Source organism: Cobetia sp. SIMBA_158 (assembly GCF_046566945.1).
Taxonomy (GTDB): domain Bacteria; phylum Pseudomonadota; class Gammaproteobacteria; order Pseudomonadales; family Halomonadaceae; genus Cobetia; species Cobetia amphilecti.
The window spans coordinates 156,213-173,494 of the sequence record NZ_JAWJYL010000005.1; the positions used below are offsets into that span (position 1 = coordinate 156,213).

Annotated in this window: 14 protein-coding genes and 1 other RNA gene; 7 read left to right on the forward strand and 8 right to left on the reverse strand. The window is 64.3% G+C overall.

The genetic code is table 11. From position 1 onward, the window contains the following. Positions 1–82 precede the first annotated feature (82 nt). Positions 83–1,468, forward strand: coding sequence for a S41 family peptidase (locus R2R70_RS10060; protein WP_410977979.1), 1,386 nt, complete (start codon positions 83–85; stop codon positions 1,466–1,468). Positions 1,469–1,687: 219 nt separating this feature from the next. Here R2R70_RS10060 and R2R70_RS10065 read toward each other — a convergent pair whose 3' ends face one another. From R2R70_RS10065 to R2R70_RS10080, 4 genes are all read right to left on the reverse strand, one after another. Further along, positions 1,688–3,013 (reverse strand): UbiH/UbiF/VisC/COQ6 family ubiquinone biosynthesis hydroxylase, encoded by a 1,326-nt coding sequence (locus R2R70_RS10065; RefSeq protein WP_410977927.1) that lies wholly within the window; start codon positions 3,011–3,013, stop codon positions 1,688–1,690. A 178-nt stretch (positions 3,014–3,191) separates the two neighbouring features. Beyond that, the gene (gene ubiH, locus R2R70_RS10070) at positions 3,192–4,454 is read right to left on the reverse strand and encodes a 2-octaprenyl-6-methoxyphenyl hydroxylase (RefSeq protein WP_410977928.1); all 1,263 of its coding nucleotides are present in this window, start codon (positions 4,452–4,454) and stop codon (positions 3,192–3,194) included. A gap of 4 nt (positions 4,455–4,458) precedes the next feature. Then, complete coding sequence (gene pepP, locus R2R70_RS10075; protein ID WP_410977929.1) at positions 4,459–5,802, reverse strand: Xaa-Pro aminopeptidase; 1,344 nt, start codon at positions 5,800–5,802, stop codon at positions 4,459–4,461. A gap of 134 nt (positions 5,803–5,936) precedes the next feature. Next, positions 5,937–6,578, reverse strand: a complete 642-nt coding sequence (locus R2R70_RS10080) for a UPF0149 family protein (RefSeq protein WP_064503223.1) — start codon at positions 6,576–6,578, stop codon at positions 5,937–5,939. A gap of 260 nt (positions 6,579–6,838) precedes the next feature. On the opposite strand from R2R70_RS10080, the gene R2R70_RS10085 reads away from it, so the two are divergent. From R2R70_RS10085 to R2R70_RS10095, 3 genes are all read left to right on the forward strand, one after another. Continuing rightward, positions 6,839–7,216, forward strand: coding sequence for a cell division protein ZapA (locus R2R70_RS10085; protein WP_064503224.1), 378 nt, complete (start codon positions 6,839–6,841; stop codon positions 7,214–7,216). A 73-nt stretch (positions 7,217–7,289) separates the two neighbouring features. Continuing rightward, positions 7,290–7,472: non-coding RNA, 6S RNA (gene ssrS / locus R2R70_RS10090), on the forward strand. 22 nt (positions 7,473–7,494) lie between these two features. Next, positions 7,495–8,211 carry a 5-formyltetrahydrofolate cyclo-ligase gene (locus R2R70_RS10095; RefSeq protein ID WP_131431092.1) on the forward strand — a complete coding sequence of 239 codons (717 nt, stop codon included), beginning with the start codon at positions 7,495–7,497 and terminating at the stop codon, positions 8,209–8,211. 745 nt (positions 8,212–8,956) lie between these two features. Here R2R70_RS10095 and ilvA read toward each other — a convergent pair. Continuing rightward, positions 8,957–10,480 carry a threonine ammonia-lyase, biosynthetic gene (gene ilvA / locus R2R70_RS10100; RefSeq protein WP_263643043.1) on the reverse strand — a complete coding sequence of 508 codons (1,524 nt, stop codon included), beginning with the start codon at positions 10,478–10,480 and terminating at the stop codon, positions 8,957–8,959. 237 nt (positions 10,481–10,717) lie between these two features. On the opposite strand from ilvA, the gene rpiA reads away from it, so the two are divergent. Further along, the gene (gene rpiA / locus R2R70_RS10105; RefSeq protein WP_054556388.1) at positions 10,718–11,389 is read left to right on the forward strand and encodes a ribose-5-phosphate isomerase RpiA; all 672 of its coding nucleotides are present in this window, start codon (positions 10,718–10,720) and stop codon (positions 11,387–11,389) included. A gap of 9 nt (positions 11,390–11,398) precedes the next feature. Beyond that, entirely contained in the window at positions 11,399–12,118 is a 720-nt protein-coding gene (locus R2R70_RS10110) for a DUF3157 family protein (RefSeq protein ID WP_410977930.1), read from the forward strand. 119 nt (positions 12,119–12,237) lie between these two features. Here R2R70_RS10110 and R2R70_RS10115 read toward each other — a convergent pair whose 3' ends face one another. Together R2R70_RS10115 and R2R70_RS10120 are read right to left on the reverse strand one after the other, a co-directional pair. After that, the gene (locus tag R2R70_RS10115; RefSeq protein WP_082388693.1) at positions 12,238–13,092 is read right to left on the reverse strand and encodes an outer membrane protein OmpK; all 855 of its coding nucleotides are present in this window, start codon (positions 13,090–13,092) and stop codon (positions 12,238–12,240) included. A gap of 349 nt (positions 13,093–13,441) precedes the next feature. Then, positions 13,442–14,710 carry a NupC/NupG family nucleoside CNT transporter gene (locus R2R70_RS10120; RefSeq protein ID WP_043331634.1) on the reverse strand — a complete coding sequence of 423 codons (1,269 nt, stop codon included), beginning with the start codon at positions 14,708–14,710 and terminating at the stop codon, positions 13,442–13,444. 319 nt (positions 14,711–15,029) lie between these two features. Between R2R70_RS10120 and R2R70_RS10125 the strand changes: the two genes are divergently transcribed. Further along, positions 15,030–15,806, forward strand: a complete 777-nt coding sequence (locus tag R2R70_RS10125) for a DeoR/GlpR family DNA-binding transcription regulator (protein ID WP_054556386.1) — start codon at positions 15,030–15,032, stop codon at positions 15,804–15,806. A 151-nt stretch (positions 15,807–15,957) separates the two neighbouring features. On the opposite strand, the gene waaA is transcribed toward R2R70_RS10125, so the two are convergent. Beyond that, positions 15,958–17,280 carry a lipid IV(A) 3-deoxy-D-manno-octulosonic acid transferase gene (waaA, locus tag R2R70_RS10130; RefSeq protein WP_410977931.1) on the reverse strand — a complete coding sequence of 441 codons (1,323 nt, stop codon included), beginning with the start codon at positions 17,278–17,280 and terminating at the stop codon, positions 15,958–15,960. Positions 17,281–17,282: the final 2 nt, after the last annotated feature.

The window sequence follows — 17,282 nt, forward strand, 5'->3', positions numbered from 1 at the left end:
CCTCGACATCCGGCCCCGGCGCTCAGCGCATTTCGGTACCAGTCGAGTCAGTATCCGTCGAGAAGGAAATCGCATGTCTGCAATGTCGCCGTTCCGTCCTGCCCCGCGCCGCCTGCGTCAGCTGGCGGTCAGCGTGCCGCTGAGCCTTGCCCTGCTGGGCGGCGGACTGCCGGCCAGTGCAGAAGATGTCGCCTCGCCATCCGACAGCTCTCAGAATGCCCGCCAGGGCACGGACCTGCCGCTGGATGAGCTGCGCACCTTCGCCGAGGTCTTCGAGCGCATCAAGCGCACCTACGTCGATCAGGTCGATGACCGCACGCTGCTCAAGAATGCCATGCGCGGCATGCTCGAAGGGCTGGACCCGCACTCCGCCTATCTGGATCAGGAAGACTGGCAGGACCTGCGCGAGAATACCGATGGCGAGTTTGGCGGCATCGGTATCGAGGTCGGCACCGGCGACGATGGCCAGCTGACCGTCATCGCCCCCATCGACGACACCCCGGCGGCGCGCGCGGGCCTGCAGCCGCGAGACGTCATCCTCAAGATCGACAATACGCCGCTGGACGGCCTGTCGATGTCGGAGTCGGTCAAGTTGATGCGCGGTGAGGCAGGCTCTCGCATTCGGCTGCTGATTCTGTCCGAGGGCGCCGACATGCCGCGCGAAGTGGTGCTGGAGCGGGCCATCATCAAGAGCAGCAGCGTCAGTCAGCGCCTGCTGGACCCGGGCTATGGCTATCTGCGCATCAGCCAGTTCCAGAGCGCGACCGGTGACGAGGCCCACACGGCGCTGGCCAGACTGCGGGAAGACAATGATGGCGAGCCGCTCAAGGGGCTGGTGCTGGATCTGCGCAACAACCCCGGCGGGCTTCTCTCGGCCGCCGTCGAGATCAGTGACCTGTTTTTGTCCAGCGGCCGCATCGTCTACACCGAAGGCCGCCTGCCCGACAGCGAGCTGTCCTTCTCGGCCAAGCCCGATACCCCGGCGGGCGACACCCCGCTGGTGGTGCTGATCAATGGCGGCACGGCCTCGGCCGCGGAAATCGTGTCCGGCGCGCTGCAGGATCAACACCGCGCCATCATCATGGGCACCGACAGCTTCGGCAAGGGCTCGGTCCAGACGGTGATGCCGCTGGGCAATGGCGATGGGCTCAAGCTGACCACCGCGCTCTACTTCACGCCCAGCGGCCGTTCGATCCAGGCCGAGGGCATCCGCCCGGATGTCGAGGTCGTGCGAGGCCGTCTCGAGCGCGACACGCGGCGAGACTTCAGCGTGCGCGAGGCTGACCTCGACGGGCGCCTCGACAATGCCAACGCCGCCAGCGAAACCGCCAGCAGCAAGGCACCCGACAGCCCGGTGGTGGCGGAAAGCGACTATCAGCTGGGTGAAGCGCTCAATCTGCTCAAGGGCATGAACGTGCTGGGGCGCAGCGCGGCACTCAAGGCCACCGTGCCCACAAGCGACGAGTAAGCCTCACGCCATGATCGTTTGATCATCAGGCCACAACGACAAGGCCCCGCCATCTGGCGGGGCCTTGTCGTTGCAGGGGGCATGACATGCGCACTTGTATAGAGGCATATAGCGGCATGTGTGGCAGCGATCGGCCATCCTGTGACCACCTATGCCCAAGCGATGATAGTAGGCGCTCACATACCCGATGGCGCAGGAATTACACCACCTTCACTCTTGTTACGGCTTGCAGCTGGCGGGCAACTCACCCCGCTGCCCCATTGCCTGACGCATCAGGATACGCTTCAGCTCGCCCTGGCCATCGACGAAACCAAGCCCGAAGTTGCGCAGCAGCCGCACGCCCGGCTGACGGCTGCCGAACAACAGCCGGAAGCCATCCATCATCTTGAGCATCATGGCATTGTCGCTGCGACGCCGGCGGCGATAGCGCGCCAGCCAGCGCTCGTCGCCGAGCGCCACCCCGCGGCGATGTCCTGCCAGCAGCTCGTCTGCCAACACCGCCACATCCATCAAGCCCAGATTGACGCCCTGGCCTGCCAGCGGGTGAATGGCATGCGCAGCATCCCCCACCAGCGCCAGCCCCGGCAGCACATAGTCTTCGGCGTGACGCTGATGCAGCGGGAAACTGAAGCGCTCACTCGCCCATTCGATGGCGCCGAGCTGACCTTCAAAGGCGTCTTCCAGCTCACTACAGAATGCCGCCGGTGACAGTGCCAGCAGCCGCTCGGCCTCTTCTGGCGTAGTCGACCACACGATGGAGCAATGCCGCTCTGCAGCCGAGGCTCCCTCGGCCGGCTGAGCCAGGGCGTCATTGACGGCCAGCGGCAGGAAGGCCAGCGGCCCGGTCGGCAGGAAGCGCTGACGCGCGACGGCCTGATGCGCGAGTTCGGTGCGCACCGTGGCCACCAGCGCAACCTGGCCGGTGTCGTGTTCCCGCGTGGCGATCCCGGCCAGCTCGCGCAGCCGTGAGCGCGCACCATCCGCCGCGACCACCAGCGCCGCGGTGACTGTCCGGCCATCGGTCAGCGTCAGGCTGGTCGCTTCCGCTGCATCGAGTTGGTAAGCATTCACTACCGATGTGGCTCCTGAGCGTGGCAGTGCCATGCCTGCCACACGCGCCCCGAAGCAGCGCGTGATTGCCGGGCAGGCATCGATGGCCTGCTCCAGTGCGGCGAGCGTGACCCGGTTCTCGACGATATGCCCCAGTACCGGCACACCGCTGTCCTCGGCGCTGAACTGGATCTCGCCATTGCCCTCTGCGTCCCACACCTGCATGCCGGTATAGGGCATCAGGCGACTGGCGGCGATCGTCGGCCACACACCCAGACCGCTCAGCAGCTGCTGAGAGACCGGCGTCAATGCACTCACCCGTGGCTCGGGGGCGCTATCTGGTTGCCAACGGGTCGCGGACTCACGCCCCTCGACCAGCATGACCCGCATTCCCGCCTGCCCCAGCAGCAGCGCCAGGGTGGCACCGACGATACCGGCACCGACGATGGCGACATCGGCGTCATGTGCGCTACCTGCTGATCGACCGTCCTTCATGCCTGCTCCCTGTCTCGTAGTTCTGTCTCGTAGCCTGATCTCGAAGACCAATCTCGTGCCCTGATTTCGAAGCCCCGTCGCGTGGCTCGATATCAAGGCTCTGTCAGTGAGGCCCTGTCAGTGACGCCCTGCCTGCGAGGCTCTGCCCACGAGCCAAGTCAGTGAGTACCCACCAACCTCAGCGCTCAATGCCCATCGAGCGTCTGGCCAACAGGCGCTTGAGCGGCGAGACCAGATTGAGCCCGATCAGGCCCGCTGCCCGTGCATGCCCCAGCCAGCGACTCTCGACCCCGAACAGGCGGATCAGGCCATCGCTGAACAGCACCACATTGTCGCGATCCGCGCCGCGCCGCTCCTCGAAGTCACTCAGCACGCTGGTGGCCCCCGGCGACTCGCCACGCGTCAGGCCCGCCTCGATGGCCGCAACCAGGTCGGTCACGCCGCGCAGCGCCAGATTGAAGCCCTGCCCTGCCACCGGGTGCAGGGCGTGGGCGGCGTTGCCGAGCACCGCAAGGCCGGGACGCGTGCCTTCGCTGGCACGCACCAACGACAGCGGATAGGCGTGGCGTTGCCCGACGCGGCGAAAGCGTCCAGCGCGTTCACCGAAGGCGCGCTGCAGCGCCTGCAGGAAGTCGCTGTCGGGCAGCGCCATCAGGCTTTCCGTGTCCGCGGGGGAGCGTGTCCACACCAGCTCCATGCGCTTGCCGGCCAGCGGCAGCAGGGCCATCGGGCCTTCGCTGGTGAAGCGCTCGTAGGCGACTCCCTGATGAGGCTGGCCCATCTCCACCGTGGCGATCAAGGCATGCTGCTCATAGTCCTGCGCCGCACTGTGGATACCGAGACGCTCCTTGAGCCCGGAGCGACCGCCATCCGCCAGCACGGTCAGCTCAGCCTCGATCAGGCGACCGTCCTCGAGCGTGAGGCGATGGCCTTGCGCCGTGACAGCGATTTCTGCCACGCGCGCCGGGCAATACCAGGCCAGCGGCAGCTCGGCCAGCTGGCGATGCAGCACCTGACCCATCCAGGCATTGGGAATCACGTGGCCGAGCGCGGCTACCTCGAGTTCTGAGGCCCGCATGCGTGTCGCGCCCAGGTGGCCGCGCTCACTGACATGGATGGTGCGAATCGGCGTGGCGTGCTCGCACATCGCCTCCCAGACCCCGAAGGCGGTGAACCGCTGGCGTGAGCCCGCCGCGATGGCGCTGGCACGTGCATCGAAACTGGGCTGGAAGCGCCGGGCATCTGCCGTCGCCGCGGGCAGCTCATTGGCCTCGATCACGGCGACACGCAACGCTGCAGCCTCACGGCCCTTCTCGTCGGCCACACGTTCCATCAGCGGCGCCAGCGCACAGGCCAGGCTGGCACCCACCAGACCGCCGCCGATGATCACGATGTCGAAGTGTTCGGCATCACGCCCGCTCATGGCTTCAGGCTCACTCATGGCGTCAGGCCTCCGCGCGCATCAGCGCCTCGATGGCCTCGATGGACTTGGGCACGCCATGACTCAACACCTCGTGGCCCGCGGCAGTCACCGCGACGTCGTCCTCGATGCGAATGCCGATCCCGCGATACTCAAGGGGAATGTCGCCGTCCTGCGGAATGTAGAGGCCCGGCTCGATGGTCAGCACCATGCCCGGCACCAGCGGACGCGGCTCACCCGCTTCGCGATAGCTGCCCACGTCGTGCACATCCAGCCCCAGCCAGTGTGAGGTGGAGTGCAGATAGTAGCGACGGTAGGCATCGCTGCTGATCAATTCCTCGACCTCACCCTGCAACAGGCCCAGCTCGACCAGCCCCGTGGTCAGGTCATGCACCACCTGTTGGTGAATACCCACCAACGTTGCACCCGGCACCACGGCGGCCACCGCTCGTTCCTGAGCCTTGAGCACGATCTCGTACAGACGGCGCTGCGGCTCACTGAAGCGGCCATTGACCGGGAAGGTACGCGTGATGTCGCCGGCATACAGGGCGTACTCGGCGCCGGCATCGATCAGCACCAGCTGACCATCTTCCAGCGGCGCGCGATTCTCGATGTAGTGGAGTACACAGGCATTCACACCCGCCCCGACGATACTGGTGTAGGCCGGAGCCGGCGCCCCCTGCCACTGGAATTCATGCTCGATCTCGGCCTGCAGATGATACTCGTGCAGGCCGGGACGGCTGATCTGCATCGCACGCACATGCGCGCGCGCGGAAATCTCGGCGGCGTGACGCATCAGTGCCAGCTCACGCTCATCCTTGATCAGGCGCTGCTCATGCAGCAGCGGCGCGAGATCCTCGAAGGCGGCCGGCGGCCGTGCTCCGCGACGCACCGCGGCGGCCAGCTCATCGCGCAGCGCTTGAGCCAGCGCCAGAGCTTCGTCATCCTCGAACAGCACATAGAGACGCTCGCGGCCATCCAGCAGGCTGGCCATCACTTCATCACGGGCCTCATTGGTGAAGGCCTGATCGAAGCCTGCCGTGGCGACGGCACCCTCGGCACCGATGCGGATGCCGGTCCAGGCTTCGGCCAGCGGGTCCTTCTCCTGACAGAACAGCACGCTCTCCCCTTCGGCGCGCCCGGGCAGCAACAGCAAGGCGGCCTCGGGTTCCGGCCAGCCGGTCAGATAGTGGAAGTCGCTGTTCTGACGGAAGCTGTATTCACTGTCGCGGTTGCGCTGGACCAGGCCCGACGAGACCACCAATGCGGCAGCCCCCTGCGGCAGCTGCGCGATCAGGCGCTGGCGGCGTGCACGAAAATCCTCTGCCGTCAGGGCAGCAGGTGCGGGCAGGATGGCTGGGGCAGTCATGGCAATCTCCGTCGAGAACCCGCCGGGCATGGCGCGTTCGAGTGACAAACAGGCGTGATGCTGTAGATGGGGTCACCCGCCCTCTTGTACCAGCCTTGCATCAGACGCGGCGCAAGCGGTGGGTGACCATCGTTTCAGTGGGTATCGGTACGTGAGCTGACGCCGAGGCTGCCCTCGAGACCGCCTTCCGGCAGCTGGTCATCGCTGGGCTTCTCGACGTCCGGGTTGCCGGGGTGCTGCTCGGTATACAGCAGCAAGGCCGCCATGCGCACATGGTCAGCCAGCGCGAACAGGTCGGCCTCGTCCTCGGCGTTGTCGTCGTCGAGGTCTTCGGCGTTGGCGAGGCCACTCGAGATGGCTTCGACATCGCTCAGCGCATCCTTGAGCGCCTGACTCCAGCCACTGCGGACATCGTCATCGGCACCGGCCAGCTCTTCCTGGAAGCCCAGCGTCCATTCGCGCAGGCTCTGACCACGTTCGGCCAGCGAGAACATGTCATCCGGCAGCAGCGGCTCGAAGCTCATCTCGCTGGCGGCCAGACGCTCCTGATTGCGCGTGCGCCAGGTGAGGAAGACTTCACCTGCTTCACGCGTGGCCGGCTGCTCGACCCCCAGCGAGGCGCAGACGCGCGCCAGCCAATCCTCGGCACTGATGTCATCCAGCGCCAGTGCGGCTACCAGCTGACCATCGAGGAAGGAGGGATTGTTGAGGCTGCCGTGAGCCAGGAAGTGGTCTGCGACGAGCGAGAAGTCGAAGGTATCGTTGATGATCGCCATGATGCGGCCCCATTGAGTCAGTGAGAAGTGGTTCTGTAGCGGGAGAATGGCATCTGAAGGATGTGCTGCAGCACAAGGCAGCCGCGCCGCGCGGCGCGTTGACCCTCCAGAAGCGGCTCTCTATAGTGGCTCGAGAATGCCCCCATCTTACCGCACTGGCCCTCCTTCTGGCTTGCCGTCCTGACTGCGACGGTGACGCACTGACAGCAGGACGTCGGCATCAATCTGGATGACGCCGGACAAGGCCCGAGAGGATCTACATGAGCGATTCCGCCACCCCACGCAATACCACCGAGATCAGCCTGCTCGGCCGCAGCTATACCGTCAGCTGTCAGCCCGGCGAGGAAGATGGCCTGACCCGTGCGGCGGCTTATCTGGATCTCGCCATGCAAGGCATCCAGCAGCGCGGCAACACCATCAGTGCCGACAAGGTCGCCCTGATGGCAGCGCTCAATATCTCGCATGAGTTGATCAACAGCCGTGACAGCGAGCGCGCCCTGCAGCGCGACTTCGAGACTCGCCTCACCGCGCTGGACCGTCAACTGGATGCCGCGCTCAGTCAGCTGCCAGCCGACTATGCCGATCAGGCGAAGGCGCGCGCTGCTGAGCGTAAAAACGCTTCAGAATCAAACAACTGATACATTCAGGCAACAGATTGTTCCCGACAGGATTAGCCCTTGGGCAGGCAGGCGGGGTTTGGTAGACTGAATGAGTTCTCTGGGGTGTACGACAGTTGCCGATGTCCCTCGAGCTTATAAGCTATTCCCAGGGAGTCCACTGCGCAGTGCTGTGTGCATGTCCGTGCGTCGGAACGCCTGATGCGCTGCGCGGGACTACCCACCTTGAACCGCTGGGTTCAAGGGCCCCCGGTAACACCGGCACCTTGGAGAACCCTGTCTGACGGAGATTGTCAGGCATGCGCAAGCCCCCCGCGGTCTATGCCGCACCCGCGAGCCCACGCTCGCCACTCCCTTCTGCAGCACTCGATACCACGCTCTGGGCGCTGCCCAGCGAGCTCGATCACCCTCAGGCCGACCGCCGTGCGCTTCGCCGTCTGCTGCGCCAACGCCGCCGTCAGCTACCACCTGCCATTCGCCTGCAAGCCGAAGATGCGCTCCTGCGTCAGCTGAAACGACTGCCGGAACTGTTGCGCGCCCGCCACGTCGCCCTGTATCTGCCCTACGATGGCGAGATCGATGCCACGCGCCTGTGCGATTGGCTGCAGCGACGGGGGGCGAAGGTCTATCTGCCGGTACTGCGTCCATTCGCGGCCAATTCGCTATGGTTCGTGCGCTATGACGATCAGACACCCCTGGTCAGCAACCGCTTCGGCATCGCCGAACCGGACACCCGTCATGGTGCTTCCAGAGTGCGGCGCCTGCCTGCCTGGGCGCTGGATGTCGTCTTGATGCCGCTGGTCGGCTTCGATGGGCGCGGGGCTCGTATCGGCATGGGCGGCGGCTTCTACGATCGCAGCTTCGCCTTTACCCGCCGTCCCGGCCCCCGACCACTATTGATCGGCCTCGCCCACCACTGTCAGAAAGTCCCCGCCCTGCCGGTACAGTCCTGGGATGTCCCGCTGGACGCCATCATCAGTGATCGCGAAGTCGTGCGCCCTGCCCGCCCTGAATGAGGCGCTGGGCTTTATGACGAGATCGATGGCACGACCACGAGATGTCGAGGGTGAAAGCAGGCAGAAATGGGCTATCGGTGAGAAGGAGAAGCAGCAACGCAGTGAGGCCAGCCGGGGGGGCAAGCTGAGGGAAAGCTGGGAGCAGAAACGCTGGAAAGCCTGGCAGGAGGGTCATGGCATGGGTGCGTGGCGCCAGAGAGACTGACGCCAGCAGCACCGCTACCGCCGGTGAGGGCAGCAGCGCAGGATTCAGGAACCCATTACGGTCTGGGCGTAGCCGGTTGCCACTACACCAATCCCGAAGATGAATACCAGGGCCATGACCAGATCGGGCTTACGTTTCATGAGAGCGGGCTTCTTCTTATATCGTCAGTGGCTTTCGCGTGACGGTTGTCGATGACTGTCTTCCTGACAGTGACCAGATGATAGGCATCTGACTTCTGTATGACAATCACCATGCAATCGTTTGAATGGACGCTTTTCCACGCAGCTTTTGATGTCTGGTCACCCCAGCCGACAAGAGCTTCATCCAGAAACACCGTTCTTTTTCGCGCCTGGCATGAAATGTGGAATTTCCTGCGGCATGCCCGCCGGATACGCATGAAAAAGCCCCGGCCTTCCACGCGAAGGCCGGGGCTTTTCTATCCACGAATGTGACCAATGAAGCATGATGAGCTGCGCCTCAGCCCGCCGCCTTCAACGCCAATGACTTATATAGCCATCATCGCCCCGCCGCTTGTCTCGCTCAGGACAGAAACAGGCGATAGGCGGGATTGTCGCTCTCTTTCCAGAAGCGATAGCCGATCTCATTGAAATATTCCTCGACCCGCGCGCGATCGCCATTGGGGATCTGCATGCCGATCAACACCCGGCCATGCGACGCGCCGTGGTTACGGTAGTGGAACAGCGAGATATTCCAGTCCGCCGGCAGGTGGGTGAGGAAATTCATCAGGGCGCCCGGGCGCTCCGGGAATTCGAAACGATAGACCTCTTCCTCGAGATCGCTGGTCGTGCGCCCACCGACCAGATGACGCGTGTGCAGCTTGGCCAGTTCGTTGTCGGTCAGGTCTTCCACCGCATAGCCCGCCTCACGCAGCTTCTCGACCACAGCCGCGCGGTCTTCACCGCCCGGCTTGACCTGCACGCCGACGAAGACATGCGCTTCCTCCGGGTTGGCATAGCGATAGTTGAACTCGGTGACCATGCGCTTGCCGATCACCTTGCAGAACTGCTTGTAGGCCCCCGGGCGCTCCGGCAGCGTCACGGCCAGAATCGCCTCACGCTGCTCGCCCAGCTCGGTGCGCTCGGCAATGTGCTGCAGGCGATCGAAGTTGGTGTTGGCGCCGGAGTTGATACAGACCAGCGTCTCCCCTTCCGCGCCTGACTGCTGGACGTATTTCTTGAGGCCCGCCAGAGACAGTGCGCCACTGGTTTCGGAAACGGCGCGCGTATCCTCGAAGATATCCTTGACCGCTGCACACATCTCGTCGGTATTGACGGTGATGACCTCATCGACGGTGTGCTGGATGAGCTCGAATGGTGCCGCGCCGATCTGCGCGACCGCCACGCCCTCGGCGAACACGCCAACCTGGTCCAGCACCACGCGCTCGCCGGCTTCCATCGCTGCCTTGAGGCAGGCGGCATCTTCCGCCTCGACCCCGATGACGCGGATCTCGGGGCGCAGGTACTTCACGTAGGCCGCGACACCGGCGATCAGGCCACCGCCCCCGACCGGCACGAAGATCGCATCGATCTTGCCGGGGTGCTGACGCAGGATTTCCATGCCGACGGTGCCCTGGCCGGCAATGACATCCGGGTCGTCATAGGGCGGGATGAAGGTATAGCCGTGCTCGTCCATCAGGGTACGCGCGTGGGCCAGTGCCTCGGGGAAGGCGTCGCCCTTGAGAATCACCCGCGCGCCGCGCTCGCGCACGGCCTGCACCTTGATTTCCGGCGTAATGCGCGGCATCACGATCACTGCCTTGACGCCCATCAGCTTGGCCGCCATCGCCAGGCCCTGCGCATGATTGCCGGCCGAGGCCGCTATCACGCCACACGCCTTCTGTTCATCCGTCAGCTGGGCCATCTTGTTGTAGGCGCCGCGAATCTTGAAGGAATAGACAGGCTGCAGGTCTTCACGCTTGATGAAGATGTGATTGCCGAAACGACGCGACAACAAGGGTGCCGGCGAGAGCGGAGTTTCATGGGCGGCTTCGTAGACACGAGCCGACAGGATTTTCTTGACGTAATGTTCGAGCATTATAGGAATGTCCTGATGTGTCACAGCGCGGGCCGCATGAGCGCGACCGAACCCCCATTGTTATCAGACCGCTGGCGAGAGCGTCCAGCGCCATCGCCGGGTTTGCCGTTATAATGTGGCGTTTTCCGGCGTTGCGCTTCACGTCAAGCCGTTTTCCAGTGCCTGCCGGCGGTAAACTGCTGGCCACGTAGGGAAGACCGCGCCAATGTCCACTTTCACCACCGCCCCACCGACCCGAGGTATCACATGACCCAGGATGAGCTGAAGCAGGCCGTGGCCCGCGCCGCCCTTGACGAGATTCGCCCACTGCTGAGCCGCGACACCATCATCGGCGTCGGCACCGGCTCGACGGCCAATCTGTTCATCGATGCGCTGGCGGAAGTGCGCCACGACTTCGCCGGCGCCGTCGCCAGCTCCGAAGCCACTGCCGAGCGCCTCAAGGGCCATGGCATCGACGTCTTCGAACTCAACCATGTCGGCACCGTACCGGTCTACGTGGACGGTGCCGACGAGATCGACCCGCGCCTGGCGATGATCAAGGGCGGCGGCGCCGCGCTGACCCGCGAGAAGATCGTCGCGGCCTGCGCCGAGCGCTTCGTGTGCATCGCCGATGGCTCCAAGCAGGTGGATATTCTCGGCGGCTTCCCGCTGCCGGTGGAAGTCATCCCGATGGCGCGCTCCTATGTCGCGCGTGAGCTGGTCAAGCTGGGCGCAGACCCGGTCTACCGCGATGGCGTGCTGACCGACAACGGCAACCGCATCCTCGACTGCTACAACTTCCTGATCGAGGACCCGATCGCCATGGAAGCGCGCATCAATGCCATCGTCGGTGTCGTCACCAATGGCCTGTTCGCGGCACGCGGTGCCGATGTACTGCTGGTGGGACGCGAAAGTGGCGTCGAACGCATCACTGCTTGAGGAGCTGGCATGACGATGAATCTGCGCCCACGACTGCGCCTGGCGACCGCACTGCTGCTGGCAGCCAGCGCAAGTCCGCTGGCGCTGGCCGATAGCCTGCCGATCAGCCAGCCAGTCACCGTGACGCTCGACAGTGGCGTCAAGATCCTGCTCAAGCCGGACCACAGCTGGGAATATCAGCTGGATGAGGTGCAGGCCGCTTCCGCCCCGGCCACACAGCCCTCAGTGAAGGCTGGCAGCGCGCTGGTGCCGACCTCGACGGCCGTGCCGGTGACGGCGGCGGTCGCTCCGGCTGGCGACTCGGCCTCACCATCAGCCAGTGCAGCCTCTGCCAGCGCCAGCAACACAGCGCCTGACAGCGCGTCACGCCTCAACAGCAGCGCGCTGGCCAATCCGCGGCTGTTGAGTGAAGGCCACCGCGATGGTCTGGTCGCGCGTCTGTCCTCGGTGAGCGAAGAGGATGACGAGGCGCTTCTGCAGTTCAGTCTCGACAACACGGCCGGCCAGAGTGTCATCGGCGTGCAGGCCAGACTGCGCCTGTATGCCGATGATGGCCATCTGCTCGCGACGCGTGAAGTGCCGCTGTGGGTCGGTGAATATCGCCTGCCCCAGACCTACCTGCGCCCCGGCCAGACACGCGATAGCCGCGAGGTACGCATCTCGCTGCCGGAGGGCGAGTGGTCACGCCAGCTGGTGCGCGTGGAAGTCACCGAGGTGGAGTTCCGCTGATCATCAGATGCCGGATTTCAGGTGTCAGATGCCACAGCAGCCAGACGAAAAACGGGAAGCCCTGAGGGGCTTCCCGTTTCTGTTTTAACGCCGGTCGCTCAGCGAGAGCGAAGCGGTGATCAGAACTTGTAGTTGATGCTGAAGTAGTTGCCGAAGCCGGTGGTGTCCTGACGAACTCCGGTAGCAGTGGAGCCATCGGTGAAGAACGCCATGTTGTTGTAGTACTTCAGGCCATAGCCGATCGCATAGCGCTGGGTGTGGTAGTAGATGCCGTTGAACCACTCCATGCTGTTGACGCTGCGGCCCGCCTGGCTGCCCACTTCGTCGGCATCGAACTTGTAGTCCAGATAGCCCTGATAGGCGATGAAGCTGCCATCATCGAAGTTGACGAACGGCTTGAACCAGTTGGTGGAGGCCATGTAGCCGTCCCACTTGCTCTCGTCTTCACCGCCGTAGTTCTCACGCACGTAACGCGCGTAGAGGTTGAAGCCCATCTTGCCGAACCACGGCACCTGCACATCGCTGCCCAGACCGACGTAGTGCTCCCAGAGACCGCCGAATGCGCCGTTGTCACCGATGTTGGTGACGGTGGCGATGTAGAGCTCATCCACCGGGCCGAACGACAGGTCGTAACCGGTCATGGCGTCCAGCGAAAAACGCGGCGCCAGCTTGGCGAAGAAGTTGTCGCCGTCGTTCAGGTCATCGGAGCTGTCGTCCAGCAGGTCGAAGAAGTCGACATACCCGTAGAGATCGACGATGCCCGAGCGGCCGCCGAATTCCATCTCCAGGTAGGTATCTTCGCTGTTGCGGAACGGCAGGCGGTTGTCTTCACTGCGCATCAGGTTGAAGGTCAGCCACTTGTAATCATTGGCGTGGATATCGCCATTGAAGTCAGTAGCCTGCGCCGGTGCTGCAGCGGTCAGCAGCGTGGTGGCAGCCAGAGTGCTGGCCGCGAGGGTCTTGAGCATGGTCATCGCGTAACGATCCTGTCCTGAATGTTGAGACTGTTCGAATTCTTGTGGTCTTGCCCGCTGAGCGGGTCTTGTCGCTATGAAGTCCGACGAAGGCGCGGGAGTGAAACTCGCACGGGGCCCAGTCTGGAAAGGCGGCGATGTTAGCACTTCCTCGCAAAAACGACAGAGCGACATTTCGGGGGTGATCAACGTGCCTTCGACGACAATGTGAACCTTTTCACACTCTCGCCAGGCACCTTGTCACCCTCGGCTTCCCCGAGATGACGTCCCGATGTTTCCTCGCTTGCCGCCCGGCGCATGCCGGCAGGATGGCTCCCGTCGACTGACCGGGCGGAGAGCGAGGAATGCATCAGGCCGCCAGCGCCAGGAAGAAACCGGCAATCGCCGCCGACATCAGATTGGACAGCGTACCGGCGAGTACCGCCTTGAGCCCCAGGCTTGCGATCTCATGACGGCGTGTCGGTGCCAGGCTGCCCAGCCCCCCCAGCAGGATGGCGATCGACGACAGATTGGCGAAGCCGCACAGCGCGAACGACAGCACTGCCATGGTGTAGGGCGTCATCACCGCGCCGGTGGCCGCGACGATGCTGTCACCGCTGAGGTAGGGCGCCAGATTGATGTAGGCAACGAACTCGTTCACCACCAGCTTCTGGCCGATGAAGGAACCCGCCAGGGTCGCCTCGCTCCACGGCACGCCCAGCAGGAAGGCCAGCGGCGCGAACAACCAGCCGAGAATCATGTCGAGACTCAGCGTGTCCATGCCGAACCAGCCACCCACGCCGCCGAGAATGCCGTTGATCAGGCCGATCAGCGCGATGAAGGCCAGCAGCATCGCCCCGACATTGGCTGCCAGCTTGAGGCCGGAAGACGCACCGGAGGCCGCAGCGTCCAGCACATTGGAAGGCGCATCATCATCCTTGAGGGCAGCATCGGCGAGGGCGATCGAGTCGTCCGGCTTCTCCGTCTCCGGGAACAGCAGCTTGGCGAACAGCAGCCCGCCGGGCGCGGCCATGAACGATGCCGCCACCAGGTACTCCATCGGAATGCCCAGCGCCGCATAGCCGCCCAGCACCGAACCGGCGACGGAGGCCAGGCCACCGCACATCACGGCGAACAGCTCGGAGCGCGTCATGCTGGCCAGATACGGCTTGACCACCAGCGGTGCCTCGGTCTGACCGACGAAGATGTTGGCCGTGGCCGAGAGCGACTCGGTACGCGACGTGCCCAGCACACGCTGCAGGCCGCCACCCAGCAGGCGAATCACCCACTGCATGATGCCGAGGTAGTAGAGCACCGCGATCAGCGACGAGAAGAAGATGATGATCGGCAACACCTTGACCGCGAAGATGAAGCCGACACCACTGCCCGGATTGGCCAGGCTGCCAAACAGGAAGTTGATGCCCTGATCGGCATAGTTGACCACCTGACTGACGGCACCGGAGACACCGGCCAGCACTCCCTGACCGAAGGAGGTGTAGAGCACGAAGGCGCCGATGGCCAGCTGGATGGCAAAGGCACCACCCACGGTGCGCAGGCGAATGGCGCGTCGATTCGACGACAGCGCCACGGCAATGAGGATGAGCGAAGCCATCCCGACGAGACTCATGAGGGGATTCATTGGGAAGATCCTGAGGGTTCTTGTGGTTGTTATGGGTGCTGCGTGCAGGGCTGCGACGACCCGTTCTCAACGTCGTGCAGTGTTATCCTGCATTCTCACCATGTTCAAAAAGTCACAGCCTGACCAAATAGTCAATACGTCCGTTTTACCTCACGCCCACTTGTCTTCCAGTGCCAGACTGGCGATGTCAGGGGCATTTTTGAGGTTCTCCCTGTGTGTCAGTGGTTTATCATCTGCTTCTGACGTGGGACGTGGCGCTTCAGCCCAGTTTTTCGCCAACGCTCCCTCATCGGAACCGGCACCAAAGGACAAAAGCCGCATGAACAATCACAGCGCCGCCCGACTCGACCGCCTGCAGGCCATTCTGCGCGAAGGCAGCCCTCTGCAACTGAGCGACGCCGCACAGCTATGCGCCGTCTCGGAGATGACCATTCGTCGCGACGTGGCGCACAGCAACGGACTGCTGGAAATTCTGGGTGGCCGCCTGTTGCTGGTCGATTCATCCGCCGGCAGCGTCTATCGCCTGGATCGCGAGATCGACGCCAGCGCCCCGATCAAGCAAGCGCTGTGCCAGCAGCTGGCCAGTCATATCGAGGACGGCGACACCCTGTATGTGGATTGCGGCACCACGCTGGTCCATCTGGCGGCCGCCATCGACCGCCAGCAGACGCTGACCCTGGTGACCTGCGCCTTGAATGTGGCCAATGCGGTCGGCCATCTGCCCGGGGTGCGGCTGGTGATGCTGGGGGGCCTTTTTCACCCGGCCACCCAGTCATTCACCGCCACCGACATGCCGGAGGCCATCCGCCGTCTCGGCATCAACAAGGCCTTTCTCTCGGCGGGCGGAGTGCATGCCGAGCGAGGCGTCAGCTGCTTCCATTTCCATGAGGTCGCGGCCAAGCAGGCCGCTCTGGAAAGCGCGATGCAGCGCTTCTTGATCGTCGATGCGCGCAAGTTCGAGATGGTGCGCCCCGCCTTCATCGCCCCGCTGAGTGACTTTGATGTGGTGATCAGCAATGCCAGCCCCGCCGCACGTGATTGTCTGGGGGCGCTGGAGGCAGAAATGGGTGTGACGGCCGAGCTTGTCGACTGCTGAGCTGCAGATTGCCGAGCCTGTCGATTGCTTCGCAGGAAAGAGCCAGGCCGCTCGCAGCGCCAGACCACTGACAAACAGAAAACGCCGCACGATTGTGCGGCGTTTTCTGTCTGACCAGACAGTCAATGCACACTTTGCGTGCGCGGGGACGTCACAGCGGCAGGTGGTGCTCGAGCATCGCCAAGGTACCGCTCAGCGCGCCACGATTGCGCTCCACGACCTGACTGGCCGCCTGGCCTGCCATCTGCTGCGCGGCCTGATCCGAGAACAGCGCATTCACCGCCTCGGCCAATGCCGCGTCATCCGCAACGACCTGGAGCGCGCCTTCCGCGGTCATCACCTCGGCGATCTCACTGAAGTTGTCCAGCGATGGGCCACTCAGCAGTGGCAGCCCCAACGCAGCGGGCTCGAGCAGGTTGTGCCCGCCGATGGGCACCAGACTGCCGCCGATGAAGGCGATATCACTGGCCGCATACAGCGTCAGCAATTCCCCGAGACTGTCACCGACCAGCACCGAGACGGCGTCAGCCACCTCGGTGCCGCTCTCTGACATGGCACTGCGCCGCAGGCTGCTCTCGCCGCGCGCCTGACACCACTGCGCCGCCTGAGCGGCCACTGCCTCGAAGCGTTGCGGATGGCGCGGCACCAACAGCAGCAAGGCCTGAGGATGCTGGTCACGCACCGCGGCATGCGCCGCGAGTATCTGGCCATCCTCGCCGTCATGCGTCGAGGCGGCGATCCATACCGGCCGCTGCGCGAATGACTGGCGCAGCACCTGGCCATCGGCAATGACCTGTTCAGCAATCTCCAGTTCGAACTTGAGCGAGCCGACGGCCGTGCCACGCGCGGGCGGCAGGCCAAGCGCCATGAAGCGCTCCAGATCCTGCTGCGACTTGGCCGACAGACCACTGACGTGAGCGAGGCTGTCGCGCATCAGGGCGCCGATCCTGCGATAGCGCTGGAAGGCGCGCGGCGACAGGCGGCCATTGATGACGCACAGCGCAATGCCATCCCGCGCGCAGGCCGCCATCAGGTTGGGCCACAGCTCGGTTTCCACCATGATCGCCAGCGCCGGACGCAGCCGACGCACGAAGCGCCGCGCGCTCAGCGGGAAATCCAGCGGCAGGTAATGGTGACGGGCCGGGGCAAGCCCTGACGAGCCCTGCGGCGTATGCAGCAGACGTGCGGCCTGTGCAGCGCCGGTGGCTGTCATGGTCGTCAGCACCAGCGGGCGCCGTGGGTAACGCTGACGCAGCGCCTCGACGAGACTCGCCACCATCACCACCTCGCCCAGCGAGGCGGCGTGCAGCCAGATGGGGCGCTCAATGTCGGGCGTGGTGTTCGGCGTGGAGGGGATGATACCCAGCCGCTCCAGGCGCGGGTGCTGGGCATCGTGCTCGCGCCAGACCCGCTGCCAGATGAGGGGCGACAGCAGGGTCAGCGCGGTGCTGTAGAGGCCGCGGGCAAGGCTCACGC

Excerpts from the sequence above, each read along its gene's own strand:
- R2R70_RS10115 (WP_082388693.1), bottom strand. The coding sequence starts at position 13,092 with ATGACCATGCTCAAGACCCTCGCGGCCAGCACTCTGGCTGCCACCACG.
- R2R70_RS10065 (WP_410977927.1), bottom strand. The coding sequence starts at position 3,013 with ATGAAGGACGGTCGATCAGCAGGTAGCGCACATGACGCCGATGTCGCC.
- R2R70_RS10110 (WP_410977930.1), top strand. The coding sequence starts at position 11,399 with ATGACGATGAATCTGCGCCCACGACTGCGCCTGGCGACCGCACTGCTG.
- R2R70_RS10080 (WP_064503223.1), bottom strand. The coding sequence starts at position 6,578 with ATGGCGATCATCAACGATACCTTCGACTTCTCGCTCGTCGCAGACCAC.
- R2R70_RS10060 (WP_410977979.1), top strand. The coding sequence starts at position 83 with ATGTCGCCGTTCCGTCCTGCCCCGCGCCGCCTGCGTCAGCTGGCGGTC.
- R2R70_RS10095 (WP_131431092.1), top strand. The coding sequence starts at position 7,495 with ATGCGCAAGCCCCCCGCGGTCTATGCCGCACCCGCGAGCCCACGCTCG.
- R2R70_RS10125 (WP_054556386.1), top strand. The coding sequence starts at position 15,030 with ATGAACAATCACAGCGCCGCCCGACTCGACCGCCTGCAGGCCATTCTG.
- R2R70_RS10120 (WP_043331634.1), bottom strand. The coding sequence starts at position 14,710 with ATGAATCCCCTCATGAGTCTCGTCGGGATGGCTTCGCTCATCCTCATT.
- rpiA (WP_054556388.1), top strand. The coding sequence starts at position 10,718 with ATGACCCAGGATGAGCTGAAGCAGGCCGTGGCCCGCGCCGCCCTTGAC.
- R2R70_RS10085 (WP_064503224.1), top strand. The coding sequence starts at position 6,839 with ATGAGCGATTCCGCCACCCCACGCAATACCACCGAGATCAGCCTGCTC.
- pepP (WP_410977929.1), bottom strand. The coding sequence starts at position 5,802 with ATGACTGCCCCAGCCATCCTGCCCGCACCTGCTGCCCTGACGGCAGAG.
- ubiH (WP_410977928.1), bottom strand. The coding sequence starts at position 4,454 with ATGAGTGAGCCTGAAGCCATGAGCGGGCGTGATGCCGAACACTTCGAC.